This window comes from Megasphaera hexanoica (assembly GCF_043520715.1).
GTDB classification, from domain to species: domain Bacteria; phylum Bacillota; class Negativicutes; order Veillonellales; family Megasphaeraceae; genus Megasphaera; species Megasphaera hexanoica.
On record NZ_CP171361.1, the window covers coordinates 1,596,485 to 1,609,209 of the forward strand.

The following is a 12,725-nucleotide window of genomic DNA, read 5'->3' on the forward strand; positions in this document are numbered from 1 at the left end:
CAGACAAAAAGAAACCAGCCATAACGCAACATAATTGCGTTATGGCTGGCTTTTTTAGTGGTGGCCTTTATAATCTGAGTTCTCATATGTAATTCAGAAGAGTATAGCATGGCAAACTGTTTTTTCTATACTGGAAACAATCCTTTATTTTACCGTGTTTTTCAATGTACCGATGGAAGAGATGGAAATTTCTACAGTGTCTCCCGAATGAATGTAGCGGGGCGGTTTGAAGCCGGCGCCGACACCTGATGGTGTACCCGTCGAAATGATATCACCGGGCTGGAGTGTCGTGCCCTGGGATAGGGTGGATATGAGCGACGGAATGGGGAAGATGAATTCTTCTGTCGAGGCATCCTGGCGGACTTCGTCATTGACTTTGGTCACGATAGTAAACGTATCAGGAGCGGCATCGCGCAGCAGGATGCAGGGGCCCATGGGGGCAAAGGTATCGAGGCTTTTACCGTGGAACCACTGGCCGTGATTGCGCTGCAGGTCACGGGCGGTTACATCATTCATGATGGTAAATCCATAGACGTGATTCATGGCTTCGCTGACGGGGATATCCTTGCCGCTGGTGCCGATGATGACGGCCAGTTCTCCTTCATAGTCCAATTCTTTCGTTACCTGCGGATGAGAATCGATGGTATCTTCCGGCCCGATGACGCAGGTCGGGGCTTTGGTGAAAAACTGGGGATATTTTGGCAGGGAATCGAGTTTTTTCTTATGAAATTCTTCGATGTGTTCGGCATAGTTTTCACCGACGCAGAAGATATTTTTCGTAAGCTGCGGCAACGGGGCCAGAATGTGTACCGTGGCCAGCGGTTTGGCTTTCACGGCCTGGGTCTTTTCGTTCTGTTCGAGGGCATCGGCCAGGGCCAGCAGGCCTTCATTTCCCTGCTGGATAAATTCTGCCAATGTTTCCGGAAGAGGGGTAAAGAACGCCTCTTCTAAGGCAATAGCGCTGTATACTCCTGTTTCTTCGGTATCCAGCACGCCCCACTGAACGAATCCCAGGTCTTCAAAGGTAATCAGTTTTTTTATCATCATAGCTATCTTCTCCTTGTCATATTTGTTTTATTATATCATAATTCATTGCGTCATGTATTCTCTGTATCCGTATGTGGACAGCTTTCCTTTAGCAGTCGTAAAAAGACTTCGCATGGTTTGGTGAGAAGCTGGTATTTTTTCCAGACTACGAGACAGGAACAGGAGACGGCCGGCTTCAGGGGGACAAAAGCCAGGTCCGGCGTCTGGAGCTGGAAGAGTTCATTGATGCCAAATGCGCTGGTAATACCTGTCCGGATAAGCTGGGCTGCATTGGCGATGAGATCGAAGCGTCCGACAATCTGCAGGTCCTCCGTTGTCACCTGTCCTCCGGACCAGGTACGGACATCAAAGGCAGCCGTTGCTGTCCGTGAAGACGTGAGCAAGGGGATATCCTTCAGGATGTCCGGTGTAATGGCCGGGAGTTTCGCCCAGGGGTTGTCGCTGCGGGTAATGATTCCGACCGTATTGGTTTCAGGCAAACGGAGGTATTCGTATTTTTCCGGATTAAACGGCTCGATGAACAGGGCAAAGTCGATGAGACCATGGACCAGTCGTTCTTCCACCGTATCGGCATTTCCCGTAAAGAGTTCGCACGTGACACCGGGATGCTGACTATGCAGCCTGGCAAAGGCATCAGTCAGGAAATGAATGACCGGAGTCTCCCCGGCACCGATGCGGATACAGCCAGTCAGTTCCAGCTGATCATTGTTGATTTCGGCTTCAGTCTGGCGAACGAGGGACAGGATTTCTTCGGCCCGCTGCCGGAGATGGATTCCTTCCTCTGTCAGGTGGGTATTGCGGTTGGTCCGGATGAAGAGCTGTTTACCTAGCTCCTTTTCCAGGTCGGCCATCTGTCGTGATAGTGTCGGCTGGGTGATGTGCAGCATATTGGCGGCTCCGGTCATGTTTCCTTCTCTGGCGACGGCCAGAAAATAGTGTAATGTCCGCAATTCCATGGCAACACACTCCTTTCTTTTTCGTTTAGTATACGGCAGGTCTGTCCATTTGGCAATGCTTTTTACGTATTTCCGGATATAAAATATAAGTTTTTTACATTTCATACTTTTTTTGGTAAGATAAGAGCATGAAATGAATTGATTCTGGTATTTACAGAAAGGATGAAGAAGACTCATGTTAGGGAATTTCACATACTGCAATCCGACGAAACTCTATTTTGGCAAAGATGCACTGGAAAACCTCCACGGCGAACTGCAGAAATACGGTAAGAAAATCGTCCTGGTCTACGGCGGCGGCTCGATCAAGAAGAACGGGATTTATGACGACGTCGTCAAAATCCTGCAGGACGAAGGCAAGGACGTAGCGGAAATCGCCGGCGTCATGCCCAATCCGACAATCCATAAGCTGCGCGAAGGCATCGACATCGCAAGAAAGCACGGCGTGGACCTCATCCTCGCCGTCGGCGGCGGTTCCGTCATCGACTATGCCAAGGCCCTGGCCGTCTCCGTACACTGCGACGAAGATCCGTGGGATAAATATTTCATCCGCTTCGAAGAACCGAGCTGTGACATCGTCCCTGTCGGCGATGTCCTGACCATGGTTGGCACGGGCTCTGAAATGAACGCCGGTTCCGTCATTACCTATCCGGAAAAGAAACTGAAGATTGACCATGTCTTTGCTGACGAAAGCGTCATGCCCCGTTTTTCCATCATGAATCCGGTCTACACCATGACCCTGCCGAAATATCAGATGATTGCTGGCATCTATGACATCTTCAATCACATCTGCGAACAGTATTTTTCCGGTGAAGACGACAATACCAGCGACTATCTGGCCGAAGGCCTCATGCGCAATGTCATCGAAGCCAGCCGCAAAGCCGTCGTCGATCCGACGGATTACGAAGCACGCTCCAATCTGATGTGGGACGCCACCTGGGCTCTGAACACGCTCATCGCCAAGGGGAAATCGATGGACTGGATGGTCCACATGCTGGGCCAGGCCGTCGGCGCCTGCACGAATGCCACGCACGGCATGACGCTCTCTGCCGTGTCCCTGCCGTATTACCGCTTCATCATGAAAGACGGTCTGCCGAAATTCGTCCGCTTCGCCAAAGCCGTATGGAATGTCGATGCCGACGGCAGGAGCGATGAAGAAATCGCCGCAGCCGGCCTGGAACGCATGAAGACCTGGATGCAGGAACTCGGCCTCGTGCTCCACATCAAAGAACTCGGTGCGACAGAAGACATGCTCGACGACCTCGTAAACGGCACGCTGATCCTCGACGGCGGCTATCGAGTCCTGACCAAAGACGAAATCAGGGATATCTTCCGGCAGGCCATGTAAGGGAAGGGAACGTGTTTTACGTCTAACTGCTGCATCATAGTGAAAAAAAGTAAATATCCAAGACGTGCCTGTGGCCGTCCGTAGTCCGGAAATTGCGGAATCGTTCATCGTTCATCGTTGGCGAAACGGGTTCGCTGACGCATCGCCTCGGACTCAGATGGCGCTGCGTGCCTTTAGACTCAGGATTATATTACGACCATGCGCAGTCCGTCATAAATTCCGTGACGATGCCATTATTCTGGGCGGGATTGCCAAGCGCAATCCCCTACGAAATCGCATACAGGCGATATTAAATAATTATACGGCCGTAGGGGCGCCCATAACCGGGCGCCCGCGTGAATCCTGGGCATAGCCGGAATTTATGACATGTGGCACACGGTCGTAATGCAATCCGGAATTTCAGGATACGCAGCATCCATCTGAGTCCGAGAAATGTCATTAAAAACAGATTAAACTTTTTGAGCTGACCCCCAATTGTTAGACCTAACATCTAACGATTGGGGGTCACATCATGTCGTGGCTCCTATTTATCCTGATTCTGCAAGAAGTCTCCCGCCTCTTTAGGCGGTGAGATGAATTGCAGGTTTTTCTGAGGGCTCGATGCCATCAGAAAAACAATAGCTTCACAAGTTGATTTGCAGTATAATCAGTAGTAAGAGTGAAAGTATATAGAAAGTCAAGGCAGGTGATGATAGTGAATAAGGCATACCGATACAGAATCTATCCGACAACGGCACAGAAAATGATGTTTGCCAAGACCTTTGGGTGTGTCCGATTCATCTACAACAAGATGCTGAGTGACCGCATTGACTATTATAAGGAAACCGGCCAAAAGCTGAATAACACGCCTGCGCAGTACAAGGAAGACTTCCCTTGGCTAAAGGAAGTCGATAGTTTGGCCCTTGCCAATGCCCAACTGAATCTGAACAAGGCATACAGCCACTTTTGGAATGACAGCCAGCATTTCGGCAAGCCGCGCTTCAAGTCAAAGAAAAATAGTCGCGCTTCGTATTCCACGAACAACCAGAAGGGTTCTGTCCGAATCGAGGGCCATAAGGTGAAACTGCCAAAAGTCGGCTGGGTGAAATTATGCCAGCATCGCCCCTTGCCAGAGAACAGTATCATAAAGACCGTAACCATCAGCAAGACGCCATCAGGAAAGTACTATATCAGTATGCTGGTGGAGTATGAAAACCAAGTACTCCCTGTCATACCGAAGACCTTCCTTGGCTTGGATTTTGCGATGCACGGCTTGTATGTGGCTTCCGATGAGGAGGATGCTAAATATCCCGATTTCCTGCGAAAGGCAGAGAAAAGACTGGCTAAGGCGCAACAGAAGCTATCCAAGAAACAAAAAGGAAGTCACAACAGAGAGAAACAAAGACTGCGCGTAGCTATTCTCCATGAGAAAGTGGCCAATCAACGCCGGGATTTCCTGCACAAAAAGTCCCGCTACCTTGCAGACCGCTATGATGCCATTGGCATTGAGGATATCAGCGTCAAAGCGATGGCAAAGCGGAAAAAGGGTGGTAAGTTCAGTTTTGGCAAATCCGTAGCGGACAATGGCTGGAATCTGTTCACGAACATGCTGGAATATAAGTTGGCTTGGCAAGGCAAACAGCTTATCAAGATAGACAAGTGGTATCCGAGCAGCCAGCTGTGTCACGTATGTGGCTACCGAACTAGTGAAACTAAAGATTTGTCTGTACGGGAATGGAATTGTCCCAAATGTGGCAGTCATCATGACAGGGATAAAAACGCAGCCATAAATATCCGAGAAGAAGCCAGGCGAATATCAGCCTGACGTAATCCATAAAATACCGTGGGTCGCACGGGAATCTACGCCTGTGGAGAGAGTGTAAGCCGCAGCAGTTCCTCGGAGCTGTAGTGCTGTTCTCGTTGAAGCAGGAAGCTCCCGCCTCTGTAGGCGGGGGTACGTTCACACTGAAAACTATATATATACTAAAGTATGTATATAGTTTGCTTTATTGGCGCCGAATAGGCATGATTAAACCCCCAGTTCAACTGGGGGTAAGTAAAATTTCTTAAAGTAAAAAAAGAACCTCTCATGATACAATGTAGATGGTCTGGCAACCACTACATTATTCAGAAGAGAGGTTCATGTCAATGAATGACGTAAAAAGTTTATCACATAGCAAATGGCGATGCAAGTATCATATTGTATTTGCGCCTAAGTACCGTAGACAAATTATTTATGGACAAATAAAAGAAGATATAGGAAAGATATTAAGGTCACTTTGTAATCGAAAGCAGGTTGAGTTAATTGAAGGAGAATGCTGCCCGGATCATATTCATATTTTAGTGGCTATTCCACCGCATCTTAGCGTATCTCAATTCATGGGATATTTAAAGAGTAAAAGTAGCCTGATGATTTTTGACCGCCATGCAAACCTGAAATATAAATATGGGAATCGACATTTTTGGCGCCGAGGTTATTATGTGGATACAGTGGGAAAATATGAAGGAGCTATTAAGGAGTATATTCGCAATCAATTACAAGAAGATATTGAAATGGATACATTAGATTTCAAGGAATACGTAGACCCGTTTACGGGTAGCAGGAAAAAGTAGGCCAAAAAAAGCCCCCGAGTAGGGGGCAGCCTGTAATAAAAGTGTGATTGCCAGACTTTTATTCGGTGCACTCTTTAGAGTGCTACCACAGGAGTTAGGCCCTTATAGGGCCTGAGCAAACCACCAGTTTTACTGGTGGTTATGATTCCGGATATCTTGCCGTTCCTTCCATATTATGCTATAGTTATATTATAATAAAATTATCATAAAATGTAAGAGGGGGGGTGAAAATCATGTATCCTGTCCAACTGATGATTTCTTACTTTACAACTAGTTTTACGGCCATCATGCATATCGGCAGAGAGGTGACGGCTAAACAATATACAGGGGGGGGATTTACAAGATAGTAAAGGCACATATATAAAAAAACAGGCCCAGGAATGGGTGCGTCTTGTTTCATATAGATATAAAGAAGGACAGTGTAGGCATATACTCTCCTTTTTGGCATGTTTGCATTCGTTTGTTATTTCCAATTATTGGTTACCACCTGTCTGCCATTCAGTATGGAATGACAGGAGCATGGCCATGTTCGTATGAAATGTGCTGTTTGCGGCAAAGAATTTACCCCCGACCCGTATTACCCAGCGATACTGCGGATATACCTGCAGGAGGTATGCCAATCACCATGGAATCAATGACAACCGTGTCGAAGGGCCTCTTTATGCTCCCGTTATACGGGAATTTACGTGTCTGCGGTGTGGTAAACACGTGCGGGTAACAGATGGCAGAGACTGCCGTACTAAATTCTGTTCACAGCATTGTGAAAAATTATATTGGAAACATTCCAAAAAAGTATCTTCGGTAGTAATGCATCGAGAATTTACTTGCCGGGAATGTGGGAAAATCGTCATCGTTACGACCCCCAAAGACCGGCATCGGGCTTTTTGCTGTGATGACTGCCAAAAACGCTGGTTTAATAAACGGCGGAAAGTTTCGTATGAACAGAAATAATACCTGAAAAAGTACGTATAAAAGAAGGAGGATATCTATATGAATAAAATATATAAAGTCGTGTGGAATAAAGCAAAAAATTGCTATGTTGTAGCTTCGGAATTTGCTAAAAATCATCAAACGGGTTCAAGCCGTATAAAAGCTGCATCTGTAGCGGCTGTTATGGCAGCAACTATGCTAACTATCGGGACAGGCGTTATATATGCTGCTGATGCAACAGATACTACATACAGTGCCGGAAAGAATGTAAAGATTGATGATAAGAATAAGATTTCTGTGGATTTGTCCGAGTATGCGAAGTCTGACGATGTCGCAGTAGTCTACCAAGATAATGATAAGAATAAGTCACTTCATAGCACCAACGCTGGTACCGTAGGCTCATCGTCAATTGCTCTTGGCAAAGAGGCAACTACAGGAATGAAGTCTGTTGCGCTTGGTGATCAAACGAAAGCTACAGGAGAATCTTCCACGGCGATTGGAGTTAAGGCAGAAGCTACAGCGTTAGATAGCATTGCCATTGGCGGTGAAACAAAAGCTACTGGCGGTGACAGCATCGCAATTGGTAATGATACAACAGCTAATAGCCAGTATAGTGTGGCAATTGGTGATGATATCCATTCCACTGGAGTCTCAGCGACAGCTGTAGGTCAACAAGCACATGCAACTGGTAACTATTCTACCGCACTTGGTGCGATGACGAACGTAGATGCAGATTGGAATAAACAGCATCCGGGTGAATGGAGAAAGTCTGGTGAAATGTCAACTGCTATTGGGTATGGAAGTGGTTCATGGGGAGATTATTCTACTGCTATTGGTGGTGGGTATGCCAAAGCTGAAGGCCAATTTGCCACGGCAATAGGAAGTGCATCACAAGCAACTGCAGAAAATACTGTTGCTTTGGGAGGTGCTGCCACAGCTGAAGGCCGATTTGCCACGGCAATAGGAACTTCATCACAAGCAACTGCAGAAAATGCTGTTGCTTTGGGAGGTGCTGCCACAGCTAATGTATATGGTGGTGTCGCTTTGGGTACGTCATCAGTTGCTAATAGAGCAGCAGAAGCCGGTGTTGTTGGTGCTTTTGCTCCTGAAGGTGCAGACGGCCTTACTTGGAAAGCCAATGCTGGTGCTGTATCTGTAGGCAGCAATACCATTACTCGTCAAATTACCAATGTAGCAGCTGGCAGCGAAGCTACCGATGCTGTAAACGTAGCACAATTGAGGGCTGCAACTGAAAATGCAGGCTGGAACCTGTCCACCAACGGTGTTGCAACCGAAGCAACCAACGTAAAACCCGGCGAATCTGTTGACTTCAGCGGCGACAAGAACATCAAAGTAAGCAATACTGGCAAAGATGTAAAGGTAGAGCTGAACAAAGAATTGACAGGTCTGACCAGCGTAACTACCCAAAATGCATATGTAACCAACGTTGATGCAAGCAAGAATGAATCTGTAACCAACGTAGGGTATGTGAATAACCAGATTGCAGGCGTAACTTTGACTGAAGGTAAGGGTATTTCCATCACCGATAAGAAGATTAACGTTAAGCTGAAAGACGGCGAGCAAAACCTGGTAGTTAACGAAGACGGCCTGTCTATGAATACTACCCTGAAGGGTATTCAATCCATCACTGGTGCAGGCACTGGCGCAGGAAGCATCAGCTTTGAAGGCAGCAATGTTAAGGTTAACCAAAATACTTTTAACAGTGACGGCAGAATCCAAGGCGTAGTAGCAGGTAAAGACGATACTGACGCTGTAAACGTAGGCCAGCTGACGGATTATGTTGCAGCTAACGATACGCATATTAAGAGTGGCAACTATGCAGTTGGCGAAGTAACTGACAGCACTGGCAATAAATCTCAGGGCGTATCTATGGATATTGTTAATAAAGAAGGTAAGGTAACCGGTACTGTAACCATTACCGACGTAGCCAAAGCAAGTGACGTAGGCGAGGTTAATAATATTGACAGCGATATTAAGAACCAAAACGGCAGCCATACTACCGTTGTTGACGCTGTAAACAACCTGAACCAGAAGTTGAACAACAAGGTTGGTGACCTGAACTATGTAGAAGGCGGCAAGGGTAATTATGTTACTAATGGCGAAAACACAACTACTTCTATCGGCAAGCTTGACCAGGCGTTGAAGGACGTAGCAGCAACTGCAGCTAAGCACACTACTGTAACCCAGGGTGATAACATTACTGTAACTCCGGGAACTAATACTGACGGTAGCAAAAACTACAATGTGGCTTTGAAAAAGGATATCACTGTTGAAAGCGTAACCGCCAATACCTTTAAAGCTGACCAAACTGTAATGAACAAAGACGGCCTGAAGGTTGGCAATAAGGTTAGCGTATCTGCAACTGCTGTAACCGCAGGCAAGACCTCCATCAGCGATGAAGGCGTAAAAGTTGGCGGCAAGACCTATATCAGCGATAAAGGCCTGAATGCTAATGACCAAAAGGTTACCAATGTTGCTGCAGGTGAACTCAGCGCAACCTCCAAGGACGCTGTAAATGGTAGCCAGCTCTATGAAACGAACCAGGCGATTGCCAACAACGCAACCAACATTTCGTCACTGAGCCATTCTATCAGCAACCTCGACAACCGTGTCAACAAAGTCGGTGCCGGTGCTGCGGCTTTGGCAGCATTACATCCATTGGATTTTGATCCGGATGCGAAGTGGGACTTTGCGGCAGGCTATGGCAACTACCGCGGCGCCAATGCAGCTGCTGTTGGGGCATACTATCGTCCGAATGAAGACACGATGTTCTCTGTAGGCGGAACCTTTGGTAATGGCGAAAACATGGTTAATGCCGGCGTAAGCTTCAAACTAGGTTCCGGAAGCAGTCATGTATCGACTTCTCGTGTAGCGATGGCGAAGGAAATTAAAGAACTGCGCGGTGAATTGGAAGCTATGAAGTCAGCCATGCTCGATGCCAATGCAGGTAAGAAGATAGATACATCCAAACTGCAGCTCTTCCCGGATGTACCGCAGAATCACTGGGCTTACGAATACGTAGCACAGCTGGCCGGCAACGGCATGATCGAAGGCTATCCGGATGGCAACTTTGCCGGAGACCGCCCGATGACGCGGTATGAATTTGCAGCTATCTTGTATCGTGCCATGACAAAAGGCGCTGTCTTGTCCGACAAGATTCTCAGCGAATTCTCGCATGAATTAGAATACTTCACTGTCGATACGATAGCAAAAGACAAAGCAGGCAATCCGACGATTCAGCGTGTTCGCACAGTCAAAGAAAACAAAAATAAATAAGCTCAACGAACCATTGAATAACGGATAGGAAAAAGAACGATGCAAAGAGAAAAATTTTCTCGATGCATCGTTCTTTTTTTGTTGGTTGCTTGTTGCCTGATTCTAATATTTGATACATATGATATAATACCAAGAGAAATACGAATTAACATGGAAGTGTAAGTGATAAGGTATTCTATAGATTTACTTGTTCAAGGCAGGTGAGATTATAGTGAATAAGGCATACCGATACAGGCTCTATCCAACGGCTGCACAAAAAATTATGTTTGCCAAGACTTTCGGCTGTGTCCGATTCATCTATAACAAGATGCTTGGCGACCGCCTTGACTACTACAAAGAAACAGGCAAGAAACTGAACAATACTCCCGCACAGTATAAGGAAGAATTTCCTTGGCTGAAAGAAGTGGACAGTCTTGCTTCAAGTCTAAGAAGACAGGACACGGCTCATATTCTACGAACAATCAGAAAGGCTCTGTCCGGTTAGAAGGAAATAAGGTTAAATTGCCTAAAGTTGGTTGGGTAAAATTATGTCTGCATCGTCCCCTGATGGAAAACAGCACGATAAAGACCGTTACCATAAGCAGAACACCTTCAGGAAAATTCTATATCAGTATTTTGGTGGAGTACGAAAACCAAATACTTCCCATAATGCCGAAGAAATTTCTTGGGCTTGATTTTGCCATGCACGGTCTATATGTTGCTTCTGACGAAGATGATGCGAATTATCCAAACTTTTTGCGTAAAACCGAGAAGAGATTGGCTCAAGCACAAAGAAAACTATCCAAAAGGCAAAAAGGAAGCCACAATCGTAAGAAGCAAAGGCTTCGCGTAGCTGTGCTTCATGAGAAAATTGCCAATCAACGCCGCGACTTCCTGCACAAAAAAGCCCGCTACTTGGTAGACCACTATGATGCTATTGGTATCGAGGATATCAGCGTCAAGGCGATGGCTAAACGCAAGAAAGGCGGTAAATTCAGTTTTGGTAAGTCCGTAGCCGACAATGGCTGGAATATGTTCACAAACATGTTGGAATATAAGCTGGCTTGGCAAGGCAAACAGCTTATCAAGATAGACAAATGGTATCCAAGCAGTCAGCTATGCCATGTTTGCGGTTACCAGAACAATGAAACGAAAGATTTGTCTATACGAGAATGGGATTGCCCGAAATGTGGCAGTCATCATGACAGAGATAAGAACGCTGCCATAAATATACGAGAAGAAGCCAGGCGAATATCTGCCTGACATAACGCATAAAGTACCGTGGGTCGCACGGGAATCTACGCCTGTGGAGAGAGTGTAAGCCTCAGCAGTTCCTCGGAGCTGTAGTGCTGTTCTCGTTGAAGCAGGAAGCTCCCGCCTCTGTAGGCGGGGGTACATTCACTATTTGCCGTACGTATTCCTAAAACTAAATTATAGGCATTTCACATTTCACAGGAACCTTGGTAAGATAAGAGTGTAAAGAAAACAAGGTCTCAGGAGGTGGATGCCATGGATGAAAAAGTACGGCAGAACCTGGTCGATGCGGGCTGCTCGGAAGGCTTCATTGACGACTATGCAGCAGCGGGCAGCGGCAGTGAACAGCTTTGCCGCCTGCGGCAGCATCGGAAAGAACTGCTCTGCCGCATACATGACGGCCAGCGCCAGCTCGATTGTCTTGATTATTTGATTTATCAGGTGAAAAGAGGAAAATCATGAATTTAGAAGAAATCAAAAAGAACGGTCCCTTTGCCATCGGCGGGGAAAATGTCGATTACGCCCAGTATTTCGACGGTACGAGCTATCTCAATATGATCTCACTGAAGCAGGTCGTCGTCGGCAATGTGACTTTTGAAGCGGGCTGCCGCAATCACTGGCACATCCATCATGCTACAAAAGGCGGCGGCCAGATGCTCCTGGTCACGGCCGGCCGCGGCTGGTATCAGGAATGGGGGAAACCGGCCCAGGCGCTCCATGCTGGCGACGTCGTCCACATCCCGGCCAATGTCAAGCATTGGCACGGTGCTGCCAAGGACAGTGCCTTCCAGCATCTGGCCATCGAAGTCGACGGGACCGATACGAGTACGGAATGGTGTGAAGCCGTCAAGGAGGCTGATTATGAAGCTCTTCCGTAAGCCGTTGTTAGCAGCCGGGCTCATCGCCCTGGCCGGGATAGGATTTTTGGGAACAGGAGATGCATTTGCCATGAATACAACTGATAATCAGCCGAAAAAAGCCGTTAAAATTGTCCAGACCGCAGGGCGGCAGCAGCTGGGAAACTTTGCCCCCGATTTTGCCCGTTATAATGACGACATCCTCTTTGGTGAAGTGTGGAGCAAGAACGATGTCCTTTCCCTGCACGACCGCAGCATCGTCACCGTTTCGGCCCTGATCGCTCAGGGGATTACGGACAGTTCTTTGAAGTATCATATCCAGACGGCCAAGAAGAACGGCGTCACGAAAGAAGAAATGGCAGAAATCATCACACAGCTCGGTTTCTACAGCGGCTGGCCCAAAGCTTGGGCGGCCTTTGGCTATGCCAAAGAAGTATATAGTGAAAATGTTAAATAAAGTGTAATTTT

11 protein-coding genes are annotated in these 12,725 nt (G+C 47.1%); 9 read left to right on the top strand and 2 right to left on the bottom strand.

Annotated features, from left to right (window positions below):
• Positions 1-144: 144 nt before the first annotated feature.
• Together ACGTIC_RS07855 and ACGTIC_RS07860 are read right to left on the bottom strand one after the other, a co-directional pair.
• Positions 145-1,047: a fumarylacetoacetate hydrolase family protein gene (locus ACGTIC_RS07855; RefSeq protein WP_059077251.1), complete on the bottom strand. Its 903-nt coding sequence runs from the start codon at positions 1,045-1,047 to the stop codon at positions 145-147.
• Positions 1,048-1,097: 50 nt separating this feature from the next.
• Positions 1,098-2,003 (bottom strand): LysR family transcriptional regulator, encoded by a 906-nt coding sequence (locus ACGTIC_RS07860; protein ID WP_113856015.1) that lies wholly within the window; start codon positions 2,001-2,003, stop codon positions 1,098-1,100.
• A gap of 175 nt (positions 2,004-2,178) precedes the next feature.
• Here ACGTIC_RS07860 and ACGTIC_RS07865 point away from each other — a divergent pair, with 175 nt between their 5' ends.
• From ACGTIC_RS07865 to ACGTIC_RS07905, 9 genes are all read left to right on the top strand, one after another.
• Positions 2,179-3,348, top strand: a complete 1,170-nt coding sequence (locus tag ACGTIC_RS07865; RefSeq protein WP_113856014.1) for an iron-containing alcohol dehydrogenase — start codon at positions 2,179-2,181, stop codon at positions 3,346-3,348.
• A 688-nt stretch (positions 3,349-4,036) separates the two neighbouring features.
• Positions 4,037-5,152: an RNA-guided endonuclease TnpB family protein gene (locus ACGTIC_RS07870; RefSeq protein WP_036203056.1), complete on the top strand. Its 1,116-nt coding sequence runs from the start codon at positions 4,037-4,039 to the stop codon at positions 5,150-5,152.
• Positions 5,153-5,475: 323 nt separating this feature from the next.
• The gene (tnpA, locus tag ACGTIC_RS07875; protein ID WP_072983749.1) at positions 5,476-5,940 is read left to right on the top strand and encodes an IS200/IS605 family transposase; all 465 of its coding nucleotides are present in this window, start codon (positions 5,476-5,478) and stop codon (positions 5,938-5,940) included.
• 990 nt (positions 5,941-6,930) lie between these two features.
• Positions 6,931-10,167: an ESPR-type extended signal peptide-containing protein gene (locus ACGTIC_RS07880; RefSeq protein ID WP_113856011.1), complete on the top strand. Its 3,237-nt coding sequence runs from the start codon at positions 6,931-6,933 to the stop codon at positions 10,165-10,167.
• Between the two features lie 262 nt (positions 10,168-10,429).
• On the top strand, positions 10,430-10,651 hold the full coding sequence (locus ACGTIC_RS07885; RefSeq protein WP_257536673.1) for a helix-turn-helix domain-containing protein: 222 nt from the start codon (positions 10,430-10,432) through the stop codon (positions 10,649-10,651).
• Positions 10,558-11,409, top strand: a complete 852-nt coding sequence (locus ACGTIC_RS07890; protein WP_257536519.1) for a transposase — start codon at positions 10,558-10,560, stop codon at positions 11,407-11,409. Before ACGTIC_RS07885 ends, ACGTIC_RS07890 begins: the two co-directional genes overlap by 94 nt.
• Positions 11,410-11,655: 246 nt before the next feature.
• Entirely contained in the window at positions 11,656-11,862 is a 207-nt protein-coding gene (locus ACGTIC_RS07895; RefSeq protein WP_054336947.1) for a hypothetical protein, read from the top strand.
• Complete coding sequence (locus tag ACGTIC_RS07900) at positions 11,859-12,278, top strand: cupin domain-containing protein (RefSeq protein WP_095340615.1); 420 nt, start codon at positions 11,859-11,861, stop codon at positions 12,276-12,278. Before ACGTIC_RS07895 ends, ACGTIC_RS07900 begins: the two co-directional genes overlap by 4 nt.
• Entirely contained in the window at positions 12,262-12,714 is a 453-nt protein-coding gene (locus ACGTIC_RS07905) for a carboxymuconolactone decarboxylase family protein (protein ID WP_113856010.1), read from the top strand. The genes ACGTIC_RS07900 and ACGTIC_RS07905 overlap by 17 nt, the downstream gene beginning before the upstream one ends.
• Positions 12,715-12,725 lie beyond the last annotated feature (11 nt).

What these genes read in the sequence shown, in the direction of transcription:
- ACGTIC_RS07855 (WP_059077251.1), bottom strand. Translation starts at nt 1,047, where the DNA reads ATGATGATAAAAAAACTGATTACCTTTGAAGACCTGGGATTCGTTCAG.
- ACGTIC_RS07860 (WP_113856015.1), bottom strand. Translation starts at nt 2,003, where the DNA reads ATGGAATTGCGGACATTACACTATTTTCTGGCCGTCGCCAGAGAAGGA.
- ACGTIC_RS07865 (WP_113856014.1), top strand. Translation starts at nt 2,179, where the DNA reads ATGTTAGGGAATTTCACATACTGCAATCCGACGAAACTCTATTTTGGC.
- ACGTIC_RS07870 (WP_036203056.1), top strand. Translation starts at nt 4,037, where the DNA reads ATGATAGTGAATAAGGCATACCGATACAGAATCTATCCGACAACGGCA.
- tnpA (WP_072983749.1), top strand. Translation starts at nt 5,476, where the DNA reads ATGAATGACGTAAAAAGTTTATCACATAGCAAATGGCGATGCAAGTAT.
- ACGTIC_RS07880 (WP_113856011.1), top strand. Translation starts at nt 6,931, where the DNA reads ATGAATAAAATATATAAAGTCGTGTGGAATAAAGCAAAAAATTGCTAT.
- ACGTIC_RS07885 (WP_257536673.1), top strand. Translation starts at nt 10,430, where the DNA reads ATGTTTGCCAAGACTTTCGGCTGTGTCCGATTCATCTATAACAAGATG.
- ACGTIC_RS07895 (WP_054336947.1), top strand. Translation starts at nt 11,656, where the DNA reads ATGGATGAAAAAGTACGGCAGAACCTGGTCGATGCGGGCTGCTCGGAA.
- ACGTIC_RS07900 (WP_095340615.1), top strand. Translation starts at nt 11,859, where the DNA reads ATGAATTTAGAAGAAATCAAAAAGAACGGTCCCTTTGCCATCGGCGGG.
- ACGTIC_RS07905 (WP_113856010.1), top strand. Translation starts at nt 12,262, where the DNA reads ATGAAGCTCTTCCGTAAGCCGTTGTTAGCAGCCGGGCTCATCGCCCTG.